20 protein-coding genes are annotated in these 21,176 nt (G+C 71.0%); 12 read left to right on the forward strand and 8 right to left on the reverse strand.

Going from position 1 to position 21,176, the window contains the following annotated elements; all coding sequences use genetic code 11:
- The first annotated feature begins 32 nt into the window (after positions 1-32).
- The 5 genes from ACZ6B8_RS15615 (at position 33) to ACZ6B8_RS15635 (ending at position 4,571) form a co-directional block, all read left to right on the forward strand.
- A complete protein-coding gene (locus tag ACZ6B8_RS15615; RefSeq protein WP_471607527.1) occupies positions 33-1,490 on the forward strand; it encodes an aldehyde dehydrogenase family protein in 1,458 nt (485 codons plus the stop codon).
- 137 nt (positions 1,491-1,627) lie between these two features.
- On the forward strand, positions 1,628-2,179 hold the full coding sequence (locus ACZ6B8_RS15620) for a DinB family protein (protein WP_471607528.1): 552 nt from the start codon (positions 1,628-1,630) through the stop codon (positions 2,177-2,179).
- Positions 2,180-2,227: 48 nt separating this feature from the next.
- Entirely contained in the window at positions 2,228-2,869 is a 642-nt protein-coding gene (locus ACZ6B8_RS15625) for a PadR family transcriptional regulator (protein WP_471607529.1), read from the forward strand.
- A 111-nt stretch (positions 2,870-2,980) separates the two neighbouring features.
- Complete coding sequence (locus ACZ6B8_RS15630; RefSeq protein WP_471087470.1) at positions 2,981-3,739, forward strand: MerR family transcriptional regulator; 759 nt, start codon at positions 2,981-2,983, stop codon at positions 3,737-3,739.
- 139 nt (positions 3,740-3,878) lie between these two features.
- Positions 3,879-4,571 carry a DedA family protein gene (locus ACZ6B8_RS15635; protein ID WP_471087473.1) on the forward strand — a complete coding sequence of 231 codons (693 nt, stop codon included), beginning with the start codon at positions 3,879-3,881 and terminating at the stop codon, positions 4,569-4,571.
- A 4-nt stretch (positions 4,572-4,575) separates the two neighbouring features.
- Here ACZ6B8_RS15635 and ACZ6B8_RS15640 read toward each other — a convergent pair whose 3' ends face one another.
- Together ACZ6B8_RS15640 and ACZ6B8_RS15645 are read right to left on the reverse strand one after the other, a co-directional pair.
- Positions 4,576-6,249: a threonine/serine exporter family protein gene (locus tag ACZ6B8_RS15640; RefSeq protein WP_471087476.1), complete on the reverse strand. Its 1,674-nt coding sequence runs from the start codon at positions 6,247-6,249 to the stop codon at positions 4,576-4,578.
- Between the two features lie 119 nt (positions 6,250-6,368).
- A complete protein-coding gene (locus tag ACZ6B8_RS15645) occupies positions 6,369-6,860 on the reverse strand; it encodes an inorganic diphosphatase (protein WP_055568469.1) in 492 nt (163 codons plus the stop codon).
- A gap of 121 nt (positions 6,861-6,981) precedes the next feature.
- Between ACZ6B8_RS15645 and dacB the strand changes: the two genes are divergently transcribed.
- The 7 genes from dacB to ACZ6B8_RS15680 all read left to right on the forward strand — a co-directional run bounded on the left by dacB (position 6,982) and on the right by ACZ6B8_RS15680 (position 15,884).
- The gene (gene dacB, locus ACZ6B8_RS15650; RefSeq protein WP_471087479.1) at positions 6,982-8,481 is read left to right on the forward strand and encodes a D-alanyl-D-alanine carboxypeptidase/D-alanyl-D-alanine endopeptidase; all 1,500 of its coding nucleotides are present in this window, start codon (positions 6,982-6,984) and stop codon (positions 8,479-8,481) included.
- 315 nt (positions 8,482-8,796) lie between these two features.
- On the forward strand, positions 8,797-9,927 hold the full coding sequence (locus ACZ6B8_RS15655; RefSeq protein WP_471087482.1) for a zinc-dependent metalloprotease: 1,131 nt from the start codon (positions 8,797-8,799) through the stop codon (positions 9,925-9,927).
- Between the two features lie 234 nt (positions 9,928-10,161).
- A complete protein-coding gene (tilS, locus tag ACZ6B8_RS15660) occupies positions 10,162-11,199 on the forward strand; it encodes a tRNA lysidine(34) synthetase TilS (protein WP_471087485.1) in 1,038 nt (345 codons plus the stop codon).
- Positions 11,200-11,253: 54 nt separating this feature from the next.
- A complete protein-coding gene (hpt, locus tag ACZ6B8_RS15665; RefSeq protein ID WP_471087700.1) occupies positions 11,254-11,814 on the forward strand; it encodes a hypoxanthine phosphoribosyltransferase in 561 nt (186 codons plus the stop codon).
- Between the two features lie 186 nt (positions 11,815-12,000).
- Positions 12,001-14,022: an ATP-dependent zinc metalloprotease FtsH gene (ftsH, locus tag ACZ6B8_RS15670; RefSeq protein ID WP_471087488.1), complete on the forward strand. Its 2,022-nt coding sequence runs from the start codon at positions 12,001-12,003 to the stop codon at positions 14,020-14,022.
- 141 nt (positions 14,023-14,163) lie between these two features.
- The gene (folE, locus tag ACZ6B8_RS15675) at positions 14,164-14,769 is read left to right on the forward strand and encodes a GTP cyclohydrolase I FolE (protein WP_471087491.1); all 606 of its coding nucleotides are present in this window, start codon (positions 14,164-14,166) and stop codon (positions 14,767-14,769) included.
- A 110-nt stretch (positions 14,770-14,879) separates the two neighbouring features.
- On the forward strand, positions 14,880-15,884 hold the full coding sequence (locus ACZ6B8_RS15680) for an aldo/keto reductase (protein ID WP_471607530.1): 1,005 nt from the start codon (positions 14,880-14,882) through the stop codon (positions 15,882-15,884).
- A gap of 46 nt (positions 15,885-15,930) precedes the next feature.
- Here the strand turns inward: ACZ6B8_RS15680 and ACZ6B8_RS15685 are convergent, their stop codons facing one another.
- The 6 genes from ACZ6B8_RS15685 to ACZ6B8_RS15710 form a co-directional block, all read right to left on the reverse strand.
- Positions 15,931-16,419 carry a DUF3180 domain-containing protein gene (locus tag ACZ6B8_RS15685; RefSeq protein WP_471087497.1) on the reverse strand — a complete coding sequence of 163 codons (489 nt, stop codon included), beginning with the start codon at positions 16,417-16,419 and terminating at the stop codon, positions 15,931-15,933.
- Between the two features lie 47 nt (positions 16,420-16,466).
- Positions 16,467-17,078, reverse strand: coding sequence for a 2-amino-4-hydroxy-6-hydroxymethyldihydropteridine diphosphokinase (folK, locus tag ACZ6B8_RS15690; RefSeq protein WP_471087501.1), 612 nt, complete (start codon positions 17,076-17,078; stop codon positions 16,467-16,469).
- Positions 17,075-17,434, reverse strand: a complete 360-nt coding sequence (gene folB / locus ACZ6B8_RS15695; RefSeq protein ID WP_150217102.1) for a dihydroneopterin aldolase — start codon at positions 17,432-17,434, stop codon at positions 17,075-17,077. Before folB ends, folK begins: the two co-directional genes overlap by 4 nt.
- Positions 17,435-17,658: 224 nt before the next feature.
- The gene (locus tag ACZ6B8_RS15700) at positions 17,659-18,216 is read right to left on the reverse strand and encodes a nuclear transport factor 2 family protein (protein ID WP_471087504.1); all 558 of its coding nucleotides are present in this window, start codon (positions 18,214-18,216) and stop codon (positions 17,659-17,661) included.
- The gene (gene folP / locus ACZ6B8_RS15705; protein ID WP_471087506.1) at positions 18,213-19,085 is read right to left on the reverse strand and encodes a dihydropteroate synthase; all 873 of its coding nucleotides are present in this window, start codon (positions 19,083-19,085) and stop codon (positions 18,213-18,215) included. The genes ACZ6B8_RS15700 and folP overlap by 4 nt, the downstream gene beginning before the upstream one ends.
- Positions 19,086-19,186: 101 nt before the next feature.
- Positions 19,187-21,007, reverse strand: coding sequence for a phosphatidylglycerol lysyltransferase domain-containing protein (locus ACZ6B8_RS15710; RefSeq protein ID WP_471087509.1), 1,821 nt, complete (start codon positions 21,005-21,007; stop codon positions 19,187-19,189).
- Positions 21,008-21,176: the final 169 nt, after the last annotated feature.

Here is a 21,176-nt window from a genome sequence, read left to right on the forward strand (position 1 = left end):
TCCGTCTGCTGCCGCGGCAAGGGGTCCGTCTCATGTCCTTCTTCACTGACCTGGCTCATCAGTACATCGACGGGGAGTGGAAGGCCGGGTCGGGCTCCTGGGACATCATCGACTTCAATCCGTACGACGGGGAGAAGCTGGCGTCCATCACGGTCGCCACGGCGGACGAGATCGACCAGGCCTACCGCGCCGCCGAGCGCGCGCAGAAGGACTGGGCGGCGACCAACCCCTACGCCCGGCGGGCCGTGTTCGAGCGCGCCCTGCGGATCGTCGAGGACCGCGAGGAAGAGATCACCGAGGCGATCATCGCCGAGCTGGGCGGCACCCGGCTCAAGGCGGCCTTCGAGATCCACCTCACCAAGGAGTTCCTGCGCGAGGCCGTGCACCTCTCGCTGAGCGCCGAGGGGCGGATCCTGCCCTCGCCGGACGACGGCAAGGAAAACCGCCTGTACCGCGTCCCGGTGGGCGTGGTCGGTGTCATCAGCCCCTTCAACTTCCCCTTCCTGCTGTCGATCAAGTCGGTCGCGCCGGCGCTCGCCCTGGGCAACGGCGTCGTCCTCAAGCCGCACCAGAACGCCCCGGTCCTCGGCGGCAGCCTGGTGGCCAAGGTCTTCGAGGACGCCGGGCTCCCGGCCGGTCTCCTCAACGTCGTCATCACCGACATAGCCGAGATAGGCGACGCGCTCATCGAGCACCCGGTGCCGAGCGTCATCTCCTTCACCGGCTCGGACACGGTCGGCCGCCACGTCGCCACGGTCTGCGCGGCGCACTTCAAGCGCTCCGTCCTCGAACTGGGCGGCAACAGCGCCCTGATCGTCCTGGACGACGCCGACATCGACTACGCCGTCGACGCCGCGGTCTTCAGCCGCTTCGTGCACCAGGGCCAGGTCTGCATGGCCGCCAACCGCATCCTCGTGGACCGCTCCGTGCAGGCCGAGTTCACCGAGAAGTTCGTCGCCAAGGTCGCGTCGCTGGAGGTGGGCGACCCGTCCGACCCGGCCACCCACATCGGCCCGCTCATCAACTCCACGCAGGCGGAGGCCGTGTCGACGCTCGTCGAGCAGACGGTCACCGCGGGCGCCACGGCACTGCTGCACGGGCGCACCGAGGGGAACCTGGTGGCCCCCACCGTCCTGACGGACCTGCCCGCCGACTCCCCGGTGCTCGACCAGGAGATCTTCGGCCCGGTCGCGCTCGTCCTGCCCTTCGACGGCGAGGACGAGGCGGTGCGCATCGCCAACGCCTCCCGGTACGGCCTGAGCGGCGCCCTGCACACCGGCGACATCGAGCGCGGCGTGCGGCTCGCCCAGCGCATCGACACCGGCATGATCCACATCAACGACGGCACCGTGCACGACGAGCCGATCGTCCCGTTCGGCGGTGAGAAGCACTCGGGCGTCGGCCGGCTGAACGGCGACTCCACGGTGGACGCCTTCACCACCATGAAGTGGATCTCCGTGCAGCACGGCAGGTCGCGCTTCCCGTTCTGAGGGAACACCTCTCCCGCCTCCCGGAGCCTTGCGGACAGCACCTGACCGCAAGGCTCCGTAGTGTCCGTGGTGTCGAAAGGCCGGCGGTGCAGTCCGGCCGCAGCGCCCGCACCGCGGGCCGGAGAGAGGCGGACACCATGGTCACCCACGTCAGCGCGGAAGCCCGGGGCGACGAGCGCGGCGCCCTGATCGCCTTCGTGGCGGCCCAGCGGGGCGCCGTCCGCCGTGCGGTCATCGGCCTCACCGACGAGCAGGCGGACGCCCGTCCCAGCGCCAGCGAGCTGACCCTGGGCGGCCTCGTGAAGCACGTCGCGGAGACCGAGCTGAACTGGCTGCGCATGGCCCAGCAGAAGCCGAACGAGCGCGCCCGCACCCAGGAGACCTGGGGCGACAGCTTCCGCCTGGTGGAGGGCGAGACGCTCGCCCAGGTCCTCGACCTCTGGGCGGACGTCGCCCGCGAGACCGAGGCGTTCGTCCGCGGCGTGCCGAGCCTCGACGACACCTTCCCGCTGCCCGAGGCGCCGTGGTTCCCCGAGGACGGCGCCGTGTCGATGCGCTGGCTGATGCTGCACCTCGTCGAGGAGATCGGCCGCCACGCGGGCCACGCCGACATCGTCCGCGAGTCCCTGGACGGCAGGACCGCCTTCGAGCTCGTCGAGCTGGCGGGCCCGTACCCTAGTCAAAATTGATGACTGAGGCGCCCGGTGGTGGAGCGCCCTGAGGGGAAGGCGCGGTACATGTCAGCGATCCGGCTGCTCGTTCTCGGGGCCGTGCGCCAGCACGGCCGCGCCCACGGCTACCAGGTCCGCAACGACCTGGAGTACTGGGGCGCCCACGAGTGGTCCAACGCCAAGCCGGGTTCGATCTACCACGCCCTGAAGCAGCTCGCGAAGCAGGGATTCCTGTACGCGCACGAGATCGCGCCGTCCACCGCGGGCGGCCCCCCGCGTACCGAGTACGAGATGACGGAGCAGGGCACCGAGGAGTACCTCACCCTCCTGCGCGGCGCCCTCTCCACGTACGACCAGCGCCCGGACATGCTCACGGCTGCCCTGGGGTTCATCGTCGACCTGCCGCGCGAGGAGGCGCTCGCGCTGCTCGCCGAGCGGGTGAGCGCCATCGAGGCGTGGCGCGCGTCCGTCACGGACTACTACACGCCCGAGGGCGGCCCCGGGCAGCTGGGCCACATCGGCGAGATCATGAACCACTGGGTGCACATGGCCGACGCCGGCCTGGAGTGGGCGCGCGGGCTGATCGAGCGCATCGAGGGCGGCGCCTACACCTTCGCGGGCGAGGGCGAGCGGTTCGTGGCCGTGCTCGCCGACGACGAGGAGAACCCGTACGCGACGGGCGAGCCGCACGCGGACGACCACCGCTGAGCGGTCCGGTGCCGCGGGGCCGGCGGCGGTCTCCGGAAAACGCGGGCTTGCACCTCACGCGGCGTGAGGACGGAAGCTGAACCGCGTACCGGAAGAAGAAGGGCACAAGCCATGAGCTACGCGGTGGGACAGGTCGCCGGTTTTGCCGGAGTGACGGTGCGCACGCTGCACCACTACGACGAGATCGGCCTGCTGGTACCCGGCGGGCGCAGCCACGCGGGGCACCGGCGCTACAGCGACGCGGACCTCGACCGGCTGCAGCAGATCCTGTTCTACCGGGAGCTCGGCTTCCCCCTCGACGAGGTGGCGTCCCTCTTGGACGACCCGGACACCGACCCCCGGGTCCATCTGCGCCGCCGGCACGAGCTGCTGACCGCGCGGATCCACAAGCTCCAGGAGATGGCCGCCGCCGTGGAGACCGCCATGGAGGCGAAGAAGATGGGCATCGATCTCACCCCCGAGGAGAAGTTCGAGGTCTTCGGGGACCACGACCCCGACCAGTACGCGGAGGAGGTCGAGCGGCGCTGGGGCGACACCGAGGCCTACCGGGAGTCGCAGCGCAGGTCGGCCGCGTACACCAAGGACGACTGGAAGCGGATCAACGACGAGATGAACGCGGTGCACGCGCGCGTGGCGGAGCTGCTGGACCGCGGCGTCCCCGCGGACTCCGCCGAGGCCATGGACGCGGCGGAGGAGCACCGCCGCTGCATCTCGGCGCACCACTACGAGTGCGCGCACGAGCTGCACACCTGCCTCGGCGAGATGTACGTGTCGGACGAGCGCTTCACGGCCTTCTACGACGCCGTCCGGCCCGGCCTCGCGGTCTACCTGCGGGATGCGATCCTGGCGAACGCCGCGCGCAACGGCTGACACCCCGGGCTTTGTCCCAGTTGTCGCACGATGCACCCTGAGAGGGACCGTGGAACCCGGTTGCACCGCCCGGCGTTGATAACTTTGGGCGGCTGCACCCGCCGCCGCACCGCCCCCTCACCCTCAGGAGCCCGGAACCGTGACGACGCTTGCGCTCGGACCAAGCTGGCTGGATCCGGATTATCTGCTGAACCAGTTCGGCATCTGGGGCCTGCTCCTGATCGTCTTCGCGGAGTCGGGGCTGCTCATCGGCTTCTTCCTGCCGGGCGACTCGCTGCTCTTCACCACCGGCCTGCTGATCACCACCAACAAGCTGGACTTCCCGCTCTGGCTCGCGGTGCTGCTGATCTGCGTCGCCGCGATCCTGGGCGACCAGGCGGGCTACCTCTTCGGCAAGAAGGTCGGCCCCTCGCTGTTCAACCGCCCGGACTCCAAGCTCTTCAAGCAGGAGAACGTGGTCAAGGCGCACGAGTTCTTCGAGAAGTACGGGCCGAAGTCGCTGGTCCTGGCCCGCTTCGTGCCGATCGTGCGCACCTTCACGCCGATCATCGCCGGCGTCTCCGGCATGCGGTACCGCTCGTTCATCACGTTCAACGTCATCGGCGGTGTGCTGTGGGGCGCCGGCGTCACGCTGCTCGGCTCCTGGCTCGGCAACATCGAGTTCGTCCACAAGAACATCGAGGCGATCCTGATCCTGATCGTCCTCGTCTCGGTGGTGCCGATCGCCATCGAGTTCCTGCGGGCGCGCGGCAAGTCCAAGAAGGCGGCGGCGACGCGGCAGGACGCGCCGGGCACGCCCCCGTCCCAGCGCGGCCGCCACGCCAAGCGCTGACGCGCTAGAAGCCCCTGGTCCGCTTCGCCGCGCGGCGGTTCGCCGCCGTCGCGGCCCCCGGCAACTTCAGGATCAGCCGGGAGACCTCGCTTCCCAGGTTCACGCCGATCGCGATGGCCAGCGCCGTCGCGACGGCCTTGGTCAGCGAGTTGATCCCGGTGTTCAGGTCGTTCTGCGCCAGCGCGAGCAGCCCGAAGTACGTCGCGCTACCGGGCAGCAGCGGCCCGATCGCCGCCGTCACGTACGGCAGTGACGACGCGAACCGATAGCGCGAGAAGAGCTGCCCGAACAGGCCCACCAGACCGGCCGCCACGGCCGTCGCGGCGACCGGCGAGAGCGCCAGCGGCGTCTGCGCGAGCGCGCCGAACATCACCCACGCGATGCCGCCGTTGAGGGTCACGATCAGCACCGTGTTGCGCTCCTGCTGGAGCAGTATCGCGAAGGCGAGACTCAACGCCATGGACGCCAGGATCTGGATGATCGGCCGCGACGAGGTCACACCGAACTTGGTCTCCGGCGTCAGGTTCGTCGCGTCGAGCATCACGCCGAGCGAGAGCACCATCAGCACGCCGCAGACGATGCCCACGATCAGGTACATGACCTCCAGCAGACGCGCGGCCGCGGTGATGTAGTAACCGGTCAGACCGTCCTGCACGCCCGCCACCAGGGCCCGCCCCGGGATCAGCGCGAACAGCCCACCGGTGATGACCGCCGAGGCCATCGACGCCTCGGTGTGCACGAAGCTGAGCGCCACGCCCATCCCGGCCGGCGGCATCGCGGCGCCCACGAACTGGTAGAACTCCGGCAGCCCGCGCCCGGCGCACAGCCAGGCGAGCCGGTCGCCGAGCATCGCGCCGACCGCCGCCACCAGGAAGACCAGCGCGCCACCGCCGACCAGTACGGACGCGGAGCCGGCGAGCAGCCCGCCGGCCGCCGTGAGGGCCCAGCCGGGGTAGGGGTGACGGTTACGCCGGATGGTCGCGAGGCGCCGGTAGGCCTCCTCCAGGGAGACCTCGATGTCGGGGTCGCTGATGTCGTCCACCAGGTGGAAGACGGCCGCGAGCCGGGTGTAGTCGGTGCCGCGGCGGCGCACCGTCCTGGAGGCCGTGACGGGGTCGTCCACCAGGGACGGCTGGTGCGAGATCGACAGGAGCGTGAACGTCACGTTCGGCTCGCAGCGGTCCAGGCCGTAACTGCGGCAGACGGCGAACATCGCCGCCTCCACGTCCTCGGCGCCCTCGCCGCCCGCCAGCAGCAGCTCGCCGATACGCAGCGTCAGGTCGAGCACGCGCGGCACGGCGGGCCCGGTCTCGTCCTCCTGCTTCTGCGCGGCCTCGGGAGCGGGCCGCTCGGTGACCGGCATCCGCAGCATGGTGCGCATCTGGTCCTGCCAGGGCACCTCCTTGGTGAGCTTCACCAGAGGTATGCCCTGCGCGGGCGTGAACGCCGGCGGGGCGTTACGGGCGCTGTACGTGTGCGGCGTGGTGAACGCCGACTTCTCGGTCTCCTGCGTCGTGGCGGACGGGGTGGCGAGACCGTCGGGAAGGGCGAACTCGGAGGTGGTCTGGGACTCGTCCTCGACCACCGGCGCCTGCGCCGCCACACCGCTGGGCTGCACGAAGGCGCTGCGTGCCTCGTCCGACTGAGGCTTGCGGTCCTCGGCCTCCTGCTCGGCCACTGATGCCCTCACTTCTCATAAGTCTCGTACGCACCCTCCGTATGGCCAGTATGGGCACAGATACACGAACGGGCCGTGCGACCCCCGGGGGTCACACGGCCCGTTCGGGGCGGGGTGGCTCAGTGGCCGCCCTCGTCCTTGAAACGCTTGTAGGAACGCTCGATCTCGGCCTCGGCGTCCGTACGGCCGACCCAGTCGGCGCCCTCGACGGACTTGCCGGGCTCCAGGTCCTTGTAGACCTCGAAGAAGTGCTGGATCTCCAGGCGGTCGAACTCGGAGACGTGGTGGATGTCCCGCAGGTGCTCCACGCGGGGGTCCGAGGCCGGGACGCAGAGCAGCTTGTCGTCGCCGCCCGCCTCGTCGGTCATGCGGAACATGCCGATCGCGCGGCACTTGATGAGGCAGCCCGGGAAGGTCGGCTCGTCCAGGATGACCAGGGCGTCCAGCGGGTCACCGTCCTCGCCGAGGGTGTTCTCGACGAAGCCGTAGTCCGCGGGGTAGCTGGTCGACGTGAAGAGGCGACGGTCCAGACGGATCCGGCCGGTCTCGTGGTCCACCTCGTACTTGTTCCGCGAACCCTTCGGAATCTCGATGGTGACGTCGAACTCCACGGGTGGCTCCTCCATGATCAGCACATACTTCGGGTGATTAAGTGTCCCTCACGCAGATGTGTGATCGCGAAAGGGGCTGGTCGTCGTGCCGGAGCTCAAGCCGTGGCAGCGGCCTCGACAGATGCTGAGACAGCTGTCCGAGCCGGTCGCCGCCAAGCTCGCCGGCTTCCCCAAGAAACTCACGACGCTGCAGCTCACGGCGGGTTCCGCCGCCTTCGGTCTGATCATCGCGGCCGGGGCGGTGGCCGCGGCCGGCCCCTGGGACTCCTCCGGTCAGCGTACGGCGGAGCGGGTCCGGGCCGCTTCCCAGGAGGCCGGGGGTGGTACAGATCACGCCGGTCGCGGGCCCGGCGGCCTCCCCGAGACCGCCCCGAGCGCCCCCTCCGTGCTCGCCGGGCTCGGCGCGCCCGCGGGGGTGGCGCCCGCGCCGACCGACCGCGCCCTCGCGGACGTCCTGGAACCGCTCCTGAAGGACCCGGCGCTCGGCCCGCAGCGGTCGGCCGTCGTACTGGACGCGGCCTCGGGCAAGCGGGTCTACGGCAAGGGCGCGGGCGACGCGCTGACGCCCGCGTCGACCACGAAGATCGCCACGGCGGTCGCGGCGCTGTCCGCGGCGGGCCCCGACCACCGCATCACCACCAGAGCGGTGCTCGAACCCGGCTCCGCCAAGGCACCCGAGGTCGTCCTGGTCGGTGGCGGCGACCCCACGCTGACCGCCCGCAAGGACGGCCGCTACACCGACACCGCGGCGAGCCTGCGCACCCTCGCGGAGGACACGGCACGCTCCCTGAAGAGCCGCCGCATCGACGAGGTGAAGCTCCGTTACGACACCTCCCTGTACTCCGGGCCCGAGCAGCACCCGATCGGCCCCAACGAGAACCTCACCCTGGTCAGCGCCCTGATGGCGGACGAGGGCCGGCTCGACGACTCCTCCAGCGGGCCCGCCCCGCGCGCGGGTGACCCGGCGGGCGACGCGGCGAAGAAGTTCGCGGGCTTCCTGAAGGACCGCGGCATCAAGATCGAGAAAGACCCCGGCGCCTCGAAGGCCTCGGACCGCGCGGAGTCCCTCGGCACGGTCGAATCGCCGCCGCTCTCCGCCCTGGTCGAGCGGATGCTGACGCACAGCGACAACGACATCGCGGAGGCGCTGGCCCGCCAGGCCGCGCTCGCCGCCAAGGAACCGGCGAGCTTCGACGGCGCGGGCCGCGCGATCCGCGCCCGCCTGGAGAAGCTGGACCTGCCCCTCTCCGGCACGACGTTCGCCGACGGCAGCGGTCTGGACCGCGCCGACCGCGTCCCGGCGGAGCTGCTCGCGGCGCTCCTGGAGCGCGCCGCCGACCCGGCCCACCCCGGCCTGCGCTCCGTGGTGACGGGCCTGCCGGTGGCGGGCTTCACCGGCACGCTCGTCGACCGCTACCCCCAGGACTCACCGGGCACCGGCGTCGTCCGCGCCAAGACGGGCACGCTGACGGGCGTGAACAGCCTGGCCGGCACGGTGGTCGACGCGGACGGCCGCCTGCTGGTCTTCGCGTTCATGACGACAGGCACGACGGACCCCCTGTCGGCCCAGAAGGCCCTGGACCACATGGCCTCAACAGTGGCCAACTGCGGCTGCCGCTAACGACGACAGGACCGAAGGCGCCCCCAGGGGCACGAGAAACGGCGCGCCAAGCCACCGAGCACCAAGCACACGAAACACAACCGCAGCCCACCCAAGGGGCGCGGGGAACTGCGCGCCAAGCCACGAGGCACCCGCACACGAAACACAACCGCAGCCCACCCAAGGGGCGCGAGGAACCGCGCACCCAGCCCCGGAGCCACGGAGCACCCGCACCTCGCCTCCAACCGGCCCCCCCACCCCCTAGGGGCCCGCCCCGGGCCCAATCCGGGGGTGCAAGCCCCTCCACGAGAGGGAGCGAGCACGTACCGTTGACGCATGACGAGCATCGGTGGTGCGGAGATGGTCGACTGGAACCTCGCGGTGGCGACCGCGACCCGACTCGTGCGGCCGGGCCCAGAGGTGAGCCGGGACGAGGCGCGTGCCGTCGTCGCCGAGCTCCGTCGGCACGCCAAGTCCTCGGAGGAACACGTCCGTTCCTTCACGCGGATGGGTTCGGAGGACACCCACGACACCCCGGTCCTGGTGGTCGACCGGGCCGGCTGGATCCGGGCGAACGTCGCCGGTTTCCGGGAGATCCTCAAGCCCCTCCTCGACAAGATGCAGGACAAGCGGGGCAGCGGCGCGGGCGGCGCCGTCCTCGGCGCGGTCGGCGGCAAGGTCACCGGCGTGGAACTGGGCATGCTCCTGTCCTTCCTCGCCTCCCGCGTCCTCGGCCAGTACGAGACCTTCGCCCCGCCCACCCGCGACCTCCCCGCCGCGGCGAACGGCGGCGGCAGGCTCCTCCTGGTCGCGCCGAACATCGTGCACGTCGAGCGCGAGCTGGACGTCGACCCGCACGACTTCCGCCTCTGGGTCTGCCTCCACGAGGAGACGCACCGCACCCAGTTCACCGCCGTCCCCTGGCTGCGCGACCACCTCGAGGGCGAGATCCAGTCGTTCCTCGGCGAGACCGAGGTCGACCCGATGACGTTCCTGGAGCGCATCAGGGAGGCCGCCCAGTCGTTCGGCAACGGCCGCGGCGAGCAGGACGACACCGCGTCCGACGACGGCGGCCGCTCCCTCGTCGAGCTCGTCCAGAGCCCCGCCCAGCGGGAGATCCTCGCCCGCCTCACCGCCGTGATGTCCCTCCTGGAGGGCCACGCGGACTACGTGATGGACGGCGTGGGCCCGTCCGTGGTGCCCTCCGTGGGCGAGATCCGCGAGAAGTTCAAGGAGCGCCGGGCCCGCGGCGCGAGCCGCCTCGACCAGGCCCTGCGCAAGCTCCTCGGCCTCGACGCCAAGCTGCGCCAGTACCGCGACGGCGAGCGCTTCGTGCGCGCGGTCGTCGACGAGGTCGGCATGGACGGCTTCAACCGCGTGTGGACCTCGCCGAACACCCTGCCCACGAAGGCGGAGATCGCCAAACCGGCGGACTGGGTCGCGCGGGTGCACCGTAAGGGAGACTGAGAGGCCGGATGCGGCCGATGGCAGGAGAACGCCTCCGCAATCACCCGTCCGAGGGACCGTGGGCGATGGGTAGGCGTGCAATGCTCGGGGAACGGCTCGGCTCTGTCACCATCGACACACTCTGAGTGACCGGACTCGAGGGAAAGAAGGACCCCCAGCGGGCCCGGACACCCCGAGTGCGTCCTGAGTGACTGGTCCGAGGCTCACCCCCGAACTTCATGAAGGGAACCGGACATGGGTCCCCATCCTGCGGTCGCGGCGATACGCCTGGCGGTCCGCCGCGTACTCCACGACGTACTGACAGACGTACAGCGCAGCACCGAGAACGACCCCCCGCCCCGCGCGCGCGAGCAGGCCCCGACGCCGCTCGTGCTCGTCGCCTGCTCCGGCGGCGCCGACTCCATGGCGCTCGCCTCCGCGCTCGCCTTCGAGGCCCCCAAGCTCGGCATCCGCGCCGGCGGCGTCACGGTGGACCACGGCCTGCAGCCCGGTTCCGAACTGCGCGCCGCCGAGGTCGTCGTGCGCCTCACCGCGCTCGGGCTGGCCCCGGTCGAGTCCGTCGCCGTGCGCGTCGGCCGTGACGGCGGCCCCGAAGCCGCCGCCCGCGACGCCCGCTACGCCGCCCTGGATGCTGCCGCCGAACGGCATTCAGCCGCCGCGGTGCTGCTCGGACACACCCGCGACGACCAGGCGGAGACCGTGCTGCTCGGCCTCGCCCGGGGCTCCGGCATCCGCTCGCTGTCCGGGATGGCCGAGACCTCGGGGACGGCCGGCCGCTACCGCCGCCCCTTCCTGCACATCGACCGGCAGACCGCCCGCAAGGCGTGCATGGTCCAGTCGCTGCCCGTCTGGGACGACCCGCACAACGCCGACCCCGCGTACACCCGCTCCCGGCTGCGCCACGAGGGCCTGCCCGCCCTGGAGAAGGCGCTCGGCAAGGGCGTCGTCGAGGCGCTCGCCCGCACGGCCCAGCTCTCCCGGGACGATGCCGACGCCCTCGACGCGTGGGCCGCCCAGGCCGAGACGACCGTGCGCGACGCGACCGGCCTCCTGGAGTGCGCCAAGCTCTACGCCCTGCCCCCCGCCGTGCGGCGCCGCATCGTGCGTCGCGCGGCCATCGACGCCGGGGCTCCCGCGGGCTCGCTGTTCGCCCGGCACATCGAAGAGGTCGACCGTCTGATCACCGGCTGGCGCGGCCAGGGGGCCATCAATCTCCCGGGCAAAGTCGTGGCTCAGCGGCAGGGTGGCAGACTGGTGATCCGGCAAGGCTGACGAGAGGCCCGTGTGCGCTGCGGGCCGAGTCGGCCGGTGGGACGACCGAAAGTGATGCGGGTGGACGCGAAAGACATGGGCAGCGACCTTCAGTCGGTGCTCATCACCAAGGAAGAGATCGACGCGAAGCTGGCCGAGCTGGCCGCGAAGATCGACGCGGAGTACGCGGGCAAGGACCTGCTGATCGTCGGCGTCCTCAAGGGCGCGGTGATGGTCATGGCGGACCTGGCGCGCGCGCTGTCCACCCCGGTCACGATGGACTGGATGGCCGTGTCGTCGTACGGCGCGGGCACCCAGTCGTCCGGCGTCGTGCGGATCCTCAAGGACCTGGACACCGACATCAAGGGGAAGCACGTCCTGATCGTCGAGGACATCATCGACTCCGGTCTGACGCTGTCCTGGCTCCTGTCGAACCTCGGCTCGCGCGAGCCCGCCTCCCTGGAGGTGTGCACGCTGCTGCGCAAGCCCGAGGCGGCGAAGGTCGCGATCGACGTGAAGTGGATCGGCTTCGACATCCCGAACGAGTTCGTCGTGGGATACGGCCTCGACTTCGCGGAGAAGTACCGCAACCTCCCGTTCGTCGGGACGCTCGCCCCGCACGTCTACGGCGGCTGACGGTCCGTAGCACCGCGGGCGGTACTCCGGGGAACCCTCACCCGTTTCCCTCCGTTGAAGCATGCGAAGGCGGGATTGCCAGCAGTCCCGGGCGGCTTCGGGTCACAATGCTGAGGTACCGTCCGAAGAACAGTCTTTATCAAACTCACTATGGCAGGAGGGACGGGGCGTCATCGCTCCGTATGGATGGACGTGAAGCGATACTTCCGTGGGCCAGTCATGTGGATCGTGCTGGCCGTCCTTGCCGTGGTCGTGTTGATGCAGGTCGTCGGCTCGTCCGGCGGCTACAAGACGGTGGACACCGGCCAGGTCGTCCAGGCGATCAACGACAACAAGGTCGAGTCCGCAAAGCTCACCACCGGTGACGACCAGATCATCAAGGCCGAGCTCATCGATGGCCAGAAGGTCAAGGGCAGCAGCAAGATCCAGGCGAGCTACATCGGCGACCAGGGCGTCGACCTCGCCAAGACCTTGCAGGCCAAGTTCGAGGACAAGAAGATCAAGGACGGTTACACCGTCTCGCCGTCGAAGCAGAACCCCTTCGTCGGCATCCTGCTCTCCCTGCTCCCCTTCGTCCTCATCGTCGTCATCTTCCTGTTCCTGATGAACCAGATGCAGGGCGGCGGCTCCCGGGTCATGAACTTCGGGAAGTCCAAGGCCAAGCTCATCACCAAGGACACCCCGAAGACGACCTTCTCCGACGTGGCGGGGTCCGACGAGGCCGTCGAGGAGCTCCACGAGATCAAGGAGTTCCTCCAGGAGCCGGCGAAGTTCCAGGCCGTCGGCGCCAAGATCCCCAAGGGCGTGCTCCTCTACGGCCCGCCCGGCACCGGCAAGACGCTCCTCGCGCGCGCCGTCGCCGGTGAGGCCGGGGTCCCGTTCTACTCGATCTCCGGTTCCGACTTCGTCGAGATGTTCGTCGGTGTCGGTGCCTCCCGTGTGCGTGACCTCTTCGAGCAGGCCAAGGCGAACGCCCCGGCGATCGTCTTCGTCGACGAGATCGACGCGGTCGGCCGCCACCGCGGCGCCGGCCTCGGCGGCGGTCACGACGAGCGCGAGCAGACGCTCAACCAGCTGCTCGTCGAGATGGACGGCTTCGACGTGAAGGGCGGCGTCATCCTGATCGCCGCCACGAACCGGCCCGACATCCTCGACCCGGCGCTGCTGCGCCCCGGCCGCTTCGACCGGCAGATCGCCGTCGACCGCCCGGACATGCAGGGCCGTCTGGAGATCCTCAAGGTTCACCAGAAGGGCAAGCCGGTCGCCCCGGACGTCGACCTCTCCGCGGTCGCGCGGCGCACGCCGGGCTTCACCGGCGCCGACCTGAGCAACGTCCTCAACGAGGCCGCGCTGCTCACCGCGCGCAGCGACAAGAAGCTGATCGACAACTCCATGCTGGACGAGGCGATCGACCGTGTCGTGGCGGGCCCGCAGAAGCGGACCCGGATCATGTCCGACAAGGAGAAGAAGATCACCGCGTACCACGAGGGCGGACACGCCCTGGTCGCGGCGGCCTCGCCGAACTCGGACCCGGTCCACAAGATCACGATCCTGTCCAGGGGCCGGGCCCTGGGGTACACCATGGTCCTGCCCGAAGAGGACAAGTACTCCACCACGCGCAACGAAATGCTCGACCAGCTCGCCTACATGCTGGGCGGGCGCGCGGCGGAGGAGCTCGTCTTCCACGACCCGACGACGGGCGCGGCGAACGACATCGAGAAGGCCACGGCCACCGCTCGCGCGATGGTCACGCAGTACGGCATGACCGAGCGTCTCGGCGCGATCAAGTTCGGCGGCGACAACACCGAGCCGTTCCTCGGGCGCGAGATGGCGCACCAGCGGGACTACTCGGAAGAGGTCGCGGCGCTGGTCGACGAGGAGGTCAAGAAGCTCATCGAGACCGCGCACAACGAGGCGTGGGAAATCCTCGTGGAGAACCGGGACGTCCTCGACAACCTGGTCCTTCAGCTCCTGGAGAAGGAGACCCTCGGCAAGGAGCAGATCGCCGAGGTCTTCGCCCCGATCGTGAAGCGCCCGGCCCGCCCGGCGTGGACCGGTTCCTCGCGGCGCACGCCCTCGACCCGCCCGCCGGTGCTCTCCCCCAAGGAGCTGTCGCTGACGAACGGTGCGAACGGCGCCACCCCCGCGGTCACCGCGGGTACGGAGCAGCCCATCGAGGTGGCCCCGGAGGACCGCCCCGAGAGCTGACCCGCCTGCCTCAGCAGGCCCGGAATGGATGCCGCGCCCCCCTGGTTCTAGCCTGGGGGGCGCGGCTTGTTTCGTACGCCCGCACCCGGCACGCTCACACCCGCGCAGGCAGGCACGGGAACGCACAGGAACGAGGCACAGATGACCGACCCCGTGACGCTCGACGGCGAGGGCTCGATCGGTGAGTTCGACGAGAAGCGGGCCGAGAACGCCGTGCGTGAGCTGCTGATCGCCGTAGGGGAGGACCCCGACCGCGAGGGGCTGCGCGAGACTCCGGGGCGGGTGGCGCGCGCGTACCGGGAGATATTCGCCGGGCTGTGGCAGCAGCCGGAGGACGTGCTGACGACGACGTTCGACATCGGGCACGACGAGATGGTCCTGGTGAAGGACATCGAGGTCACCTCGTGCTGCGAGCACCACCTGGTGCCGTTCCGGGGCGTCGCGCACGTCGGCTACATCCCGGCCACCTCCGGCAAGATCACCGGCCTGTCGAAGCTGGCCCGGCTCGTGGACGTCTACGCGCGCCGCCCGCAGGTGCAGGAGCGCATGACGACCCAGATCGCGGACTCGCTGATGCAGATACTGGAGCCGCGCGGCGTCATCGTCGTCGTGGAGTGCGAGCACATGTGCATGTCGATGCGCGGCATCCGCAAGCCCGGTGCGAAGACCATCACCTCCGCGGTGCGCGGACAGCTGCGGGACCCCGCGACGCGCAACGAGGCGATGAGCCTGATCATGGCCCGCTGAGCGCGGAGGGATCAGTTCCGGTCTTTTTGCCCCCAACTCCCTCTCAGTAGACCGGGGTTGGTGGCGGAAAGCGATGGACGCACCATGGGGATGGCCGAAAGACTGCGTGCATGACGAATACACGCAGTCGCTCCCTTCCCACCCGCAACCTCGGCGGCCTGGAGGTCTCCGCCCTCGGCTACGGCGCGATGGTGCTCTCTCCGGGTGTCTACGGCGAGGTCGACGACGAGCGCGGCGAACGCGCCCTCCTCGCGGCGGTCGACGCGGGCGCCAGAATCATCGACACCTCCGACGGCTACGGCGCCGACGGCCACAATGAGCAGCTCATCGGCAAGGCCCTGAAGGGACGCCGCGAGCAGGTCGCGATCGCCACCAAGTTCGGTTTCCGGCTTCCCGAAGGCGTGGAGCCGCACCCCTTCCCGATCGGATACGCCTTCGGGGAGCTGGCGGTCAACGGCGACCCCCGGCACGTACGCGGCTACGCCGAGGCGAGCCTGCGCGGTCTGCAGACCGATTACATCGACCTCTACTACCCGCACTTCCCGGACCCGCAGGTGCCCTTCGAGGAGACCGTCGGCGCGGTCGCCGAGCTGATCGAGGCGGGCCTCGTGCGGCATCTGGGGCTCTCCAACGTGACGGCCGACCAGCTGCGCGCCGCGCACGCCGTGCACCCCGTGGCGGCCGTCCAGATCGAGTGGTCGATGTGGAAGCCGGCCGACCCGGAGATGCTCGCGGCGGCCCGGGAGCTGGGCGTCGGGCTCGTGCCGTGGTCGCCGCTGGGCGCCGGGTTCCTGACCGGCACGGTCGGGCAGGTGGCGGAGGGCGACTTCCGGCAGAACGCGCCGCGCTTCGACGCGGCGAACCTGAAGGCGAACAACGACCGCTTCGCGCCCGTGCGGGGCGTCGCCGATGAGCTGGACATCACCCCGGCCCAGCTGGCGCTGGCCTGGCTGCTGCACCAGGACCCGAACGTGGTGCCGATCCCCGGCAGCCGTACACCGAAGCACATCGAGGAGAACCTCGCGGCGGCGCACGTGACGCTCGACGCCGAGGTCCTCGCGCGCCTGGACCGGATCCTGGGTGAGACGCAGGTGGAGGGCGGGACGCTGCTGTAGCGGCCGCCGCGGGGCGGACGGGCGGGTCCCGGGGGTCCTGGCGTGGCTACGCCGCCGGGGCCGCCGTCCCGCCGTCCTCGTCGTCGTCCTCGGGGAGCCGGCAGACCCGCTCCATGAAGAGGGCGACCGCTATCACCGCGACGCCCATCAGGACCGAGAGCCCCGCGTACACCGCCTGGTCGCGGCGGCCCGGCATGTCGAGGAACTCCAGCAGGAACGCGCCCGTGCCCCCGTACATCCCGGCGACGGGCGCGGCGACGAGGGCGCTCGCCTGGGCGAGGACGACGGCCCGGGCGGCCATCATCGGCTCGACGCCCTTCGCGCCGGGCCGGCGCTCCCGCTGGGCCCGCAGGCGGGTACGGAGCGACAGGGCCGTCGCGAGCAGGACGACGGCGATGACCGCGAGCACGATGGGCGCGGCCAGCGGCACGCGCGGCAGCGTGCCGAAGGAGTCCCACAGCCGGGCGCCCGACCAGCACAGCACGCCGGCCGCGAGGAAGAGGCCGGCCAGCGTCCTGATGCGCAGTTGCTTCACGGGTGACCCTTCATCGGCTTGCTTACCTCGACCGCCTTCTCCAACGACTACTCCGGCAGCCTGAGTTCCAGGTCGCCGCGGGCGGCGACGCCCTCGCGGGTGACCGACTCCAGGAGCCCCGCGACCGGGCCGCGGCCGGGCAGCTGCGCCTCGGGCTCCACGTCGTGCCAGGGGGCGAGGACGAAGGCCCGCTCGTGCGCGCGCGGGTGGGGCAGCGTGAGCACCGGGTCGTCGGAGACGACGTCGGCGTACGCCACGATGTCCACGTCGATCGTGCGCGGCCCCCAGCGCTCGTCGCGCACCCGGTGGAAGGCCTCCTCGACCGCGTGCGCGCGCTCCAGGAGCGAGGCCGGCGGAAGGGTCGTCTTCACCACGACGACCGCGTTGAAGTACGCGGGCTGGCTGTCGGGGTCGACGCCCCACGGCGCGGTCTCGTAGACCGGCGAGATCGCCTTGACCCGCAGGCCGGGGGTGTCCTCCAGGGCGTCGACGGCGCCCTGCAGCGTCTCCAGGCGGTTGCCGAGATTGCTGCCGAGGGCGATCACGGCGCGCTTGGGGTTGGACAGGGTGCTGTCGGCCGCGTCCACCTGCGCGACCACGGAGGTGGGCACCGGCTGGACGGTGGGGTCGCTCTGACCCGCTTTGAAGGGCGCAGTCATACTCGGCTCCGGGTGATGGTGACGGTCACGTCGTCGAACGGCACGGTGATCGGGGCGTCCGGCTTGTGGACGCACACCTCGACCTCCAGGACGCCGTCGTGCTTGAGACACGCCTGGGCGATGCGCTCGGAGAGCGTCTCGATGAGGTCGACGGGTTCGCCTTCGACGACGGCCACGACCTCCTCGGCCACGACCCCGTAGTGCACGGTCTTCGCCAGGTCGTCGTCGGCCGCGGCCGCTCGCGTGTCCAGACCAAGCACCAGGTCCACGATGAAGGTCTGGCCCTCTTCGCGCTCCCGCGGATAGACACCGTGGTGCCCGCGGGCCTTGAGGCCGCGCAGCGCGACACGATCCACGCGAATCACTCCTGCAATCGTCGGTATCGGCAGGCCTGCACCGAGTGCGGTCGGCACACCAGCCTCGATCGAATCTACCTGCGAGCACCGACAGCGTTTGCCCGCGGGGCCCGCGGACCGCCCTGGCACAGGCCGGCCGAGCCGCGTTCCGGCCGCGGCTCATGGCTGGTAGCCGCCCATACCCGGCGGCCTGTGATCCCAACCACTTCCCGTCGCTTACCCACTCAGGAGGGTGTCTCGTCGTCCTCTTCGTCGTCAGTTTCGGCCAGGACGGGTGACGCGTGGTGCGACCACAGTTTCCAGCCGTCGGGTGTGCGCCGGAACACGTTGGTGGCGACCACGAGCTGGCCCACGAGCGGGCCGAGCTCACCGCCGGCCTCCGGGGGCGGGCCGCCGCTGAGAATGTTCTCGGTGCACGTCACCAGGGCGGTGTCGCCGGCCACGCCGACCTTGAGGTCGGTCAGGAAGAACTGGATGTACTCGGTGTTCGCCATGATCAGCGCGTACGACCTGAGGACCTCGCCGCGGCCCCTGAGGACGGGCCAGCCGGGGTGGATGCAGGAGACGGTGTCCCCGGACGTCGTCTCCGCGGTGCTGCCGTCCACCGAGTCGGCGAGGACGTGGTCGTCCGCGGTCTCGGAGGTCGAGGCCACGCCGTCGGTGTCCGAGTCGGAGTCAAGCCACAGGTCGGAGACCGCGTCGAAGTCGCCGCGCTCCAGCGCTTCGTAGAAGGCGGTGTTGGCGAGCTCGACCTGCTCGACGTCGGTCTTGGCGGCGGTCACCGGTCGCCGCCCGCCGCGCCCGTGACGGCGCGGGCCACGCGGACCGCGTCCGCCGTCGCCCGCACCTCGTGCACGCGGACCGCCCAGGCGCCCTGGTGGGCGGCGATGGCGGAGACCGCGGCGGTGGCGGCGTCGCGCTCGCGGGCGGGCGGCGGCGCGCCCTCGGGGCCCGCGAGGACCCGGCCGAGGAACCGCTTGCGGGAGGCGGCCACCAGGATCGGGTGGCCCAGGTCGTGCAGCCGGTCGAGGCGGGCGAGGAGCGCCAGGTCGTGCTCGGCCTCCTTGGAGAAGCCGAGGCCCGGGTCGACGACGACGCGCTCGGGGGCGATGCCGCCCTCGATGGCGGCCGCCACGCGCGCGTGCAGCTCGTCGACGACTTCGCGGACGACGTCCTCGTAGTGCGGACGGGCATGCAGGTCGGTGAGGAAGCCCCGCCAGTGCATGACGACGAAGGGGGCGCCCGCTGCGGCGACCGCGGGCACCATGCGCGGGTCGGCGAGGCCGCCGCTGACGTCGTTGACGAGGACGGCGCCCGCCGCGAGCGCCTGCTCGGCGACGGTGGCGCGCATCGTGTCCACGGAGACCGTGACGCCCTCCGCGGCCAAGCCCCGCACCACGGGGACGACCCGCTTGAGCTCCTCGTCCTCGTCCACGCGGGTGGCGCCGGGCCGGGTGGACTCGCCGCCGACGTCGACGAGGTCGGCGCCCTGCGCCACCAGGTCGATGCCGTGCTTGACCGCGGCCGTCGTGTCGAACCAGCGCCCGCCGTCGGAGAAGGAGTCCGGCGTCACGTTCACCACGCCCATGACCGCGCAGCGGTCCCACTCCGGCAGTCCCAGGACCGATCCCCGCCCGCGCAACGTACTCATAGCTCCAGCCTAGGCCCTGTCCGACCATTCCCTTCGTCGCCCGGAGAGCCGCGAAGCGGAAGGGAATGGTCGGGCAGGGCCAGGTCCCGTGGCCGGCGGAGCTACGCCGCCTGGACCTCCCGTTCCGCCGCGCGGTGCGGGCAGGGGCGCTGCTGCGGGGGCCGCCGGCGCAGGAGGCGGGGGAGCGCGAGCGTCACGAAGCCCTCGGCCTGCATGGCGGCGAAGCCGATGCGGGGCAGGTCCTTGCTGGAGCGGTAGACGACGAAGCGGGGCTCCCAGCGGGGGCGGAACTTCGCGTTGAACTTGTACAGGGACTCGATCTGGAACCAGCGCGAGAGGAAGACGAGCAGCCCGCGCCAGGCCCGCAGGACCGGGCCCGCGCCGATCTTCTCGCCGCGGGCGAGGGCCGCGCGGAACATCGCGAAGTTGAGCGAGACGCGCGCGATGCCGAGCTTCGGGGCCGCCTGCAGCGCGGCGACGATGAGCAGTTCGTTCATGCCCGGGTCGGCCGCGCGGTCGCGGCGCATGAGGTCGAGGGAGACGCCGTCCTTGCCCCAGGGGACGAAGTGCAGGACGGCCTTGAGGTCGCCGTACGGGCCGGGCTGCTCGTCGGCCTTGTGGGCGGTGGCGATCAGGCAGTCGCCGTCGCCCGGGTCGCCGATCCGGCCGAGGGCCATGGAGAAGCCGCGCTCGGTGTCGGTGCCGCGCCAGTCGTCGGCCGCGCGCTGGATCCTGGCGAGCTCCTGCTCGCCGAGGTCACGGATGCGCCGTACGCGCGTCTCGTAGCCATTGCGCTCGATTCGCTTGACCATCTGGCGCACGTTGCGCATCGCACGCCCGGAAAGGGAGAAATCCGCGACGTCCACCACCGCCTCGTCGCCGAGCTCCAGGGCGTCCAGACCCGTCTCGCGGGTCCAGACCTCGCCGCCGGTCTCGGAGCAGCCCATGACGGCGGGCGTCCAGGAGTGCGCCTTCGCCTCGTCCATGAAGCGCTCGATGGCGCCCGGCCAGGCCTCGACGTCGCCGATCGGGTCGCCACTGGCCAGCATCACCCCGGAGACCACGCGGTAGGTGACGGCGGCCTTGCCGCTGGGGGAGAAGACGACGCCCTTGTCGCGGCGGAGCGCGAAGTGGCCGAGCGAGTCCCGGCCGCCGTGCCGCTCCAGGAGGGCGCGCAGCCTGCTCTCGTCGTCCTCGGTGAGGCGCGCCGCCGGGTGCTCGGGGCGGAAGGCCAGGTAGATGGTGGTGAGGGCGGTCAGCATGCCGAGGGCGCCGAGGGAGAAACCGACGGTCCAGGACGTGCGTCCGTAGTAGTCGACCGGCCCCTCGAAGCCGAAGAGGCCGTACAGGACGTGCTCCAGGCGGTCCGTGATGCTCGGGTCGCCGATGACCTTCCCCGGGTGGACGCTGACGATCACCAGGCCCAGCATGATCGAACCGGCTCCGAGGAGGACGAAGTTGGCCAGAGCCCGCCAGCGGCTGCGCGGATCGGGCAGGGCGGTGAACTCACTCCGATGGCGCAGCACGAGCGCGAACAGCGCGAGCGAGATCACCACGCCGATGATCGAGTGGCGGTACGCGAACTGGGCCACGGCACCCGCGGGCAGCAGCACCACGGCGGCCCGCCAGGCCCGCCGCTTGTGCCGCCGCAGACCGTGCGCGAGGAGGAGCAGCAGGATGCCGGAGCTGAGCGCGAGTGCGGCCGCGAACGGACCGAGCGCGCCGGGCAGCACCTCGGCGATGGCGTGCATGCGGCTGTGCCGGAAGCGGGGGAAGACACCTGCCGCGACGTTCAGCAGGCCGACGAGGGTGCAGGCTCTGGCGACGAGGTTCGGCACCGCCTCCGGCCGCGGGCCACGCAGCAGCCGGCGGAGTCGGCTGTCGCGGTGGCGCACCTCACTGCCCGGAACCCCGCCCGACATTTCCCCATCTATCCTGACAGACATCGCATCCCGTAGTTCTGCGAGAGACCTTGATTTCCGGCGCCAAAACGGCATCCGGCAACATTGCGCCCTCTAGGACGGTCCTTCCGGGAGCCGGGTTCATTCCCGACCGGAAACCGATGGAAAAGCTCTGGCAAGCCCCCGGCAG

This window comes from Streptomyces sp. NPDC041122 (assembly GCF_055592445.1).

Coding starts and splice junctions, on each gene's coding strand:
- ACZ6B8_RS15630 (WP_471087470.1), top strand. CDS start 2,981: ATGAGCTACGCGGTGGGACAGGTCGCCGGTTTTGCCGGAGTGACGGTG.
- ACZ6B8_RS15655 (WP_471087482.1), top strand. CDS start 8,797: ATGACGAGCATCGGTGGTGCGGAGATGGTCGACTGGAACCTCGCGGTG.
- dacB (WP_471087479.1), top strand. CDS start 6,982: ATGCTGAGACAGCTGTCCGAGCCGGTCGCCGCCAAGCTCGCCGGCTTC.
- ftsH (WP_471087488.1), top strand. CDS start 12,001: ATGGACGTGAAGCGATACTTCCGTGGGCCAGTCATGTGGATCGTGCTG.
- folP (WP_471087506.1), bottom strand. CDS start 19,085: ATGAGTACGTTGCGCGGGCGGGGATCGGTCCTGGGACTGCCGGAGTGG.
- folE (WP_471087491.1), top strand. CDS start 14,164: ATGACCGACCCCGTGACGCTCGACGGCGAGGGCTCGATCGGTGAGTTC.
- folK (WP_471087501.1), bottom strand. CDS start 17,078: ATGACTGCGCCCTTCAAAGCGGGTCAGAGCGACCCCACCGTCCAGCCG.
- ACZ6B8_RS15680 (WP_471607530.1), top strand. CDS start 14,880: ATGACGAATACACGCAGTCGCTCCCTTCCCACCCGCAACCTCGGCGGC.
- ACZ6B8_RS15620 (WP_471607528.1), top strand. CDS start 1,628: ATGGTCACCCACGTCAGCGCGGAAGCCCGGGGCGACGAGCGCGGCGCC.
- tilS (WP_471087485.1), top strand. CDS start 10,162: ATGGGTCCCCATCCTGCGGTCGCGGCGATACGCCTGGCGGTCCGCCGC.
- ACZ6B8_RS15625 (WP_471607529.1), top strand. CDS start 2,228: ATGTCAGCGATCCGGCTGCTCGTTCTCGGGGCCGTGCGCCAGCACGGC.
- ACZ6B8_RS15615 (WP_471607527.1), top strand. CDS start 33: ATGTCCTTCTTCACTGACCTGGCTCATCAGTACATCGACGGGGAGTGG.
- ACZ6B8_RS15710 (WP_471087509.1), bottom strand. CDS start 21,007: ATGTCGGGCGGGGTTCCGGGCAGTGAGGTGCGCCACCGCGACAGCCGA.
- hpt (WP_471087700.1), top strand. CDS start 11,254: ATGCGGGTGGACGCGAAAGACATGGGCAGCGACCTTCAGTCGGTGCTC.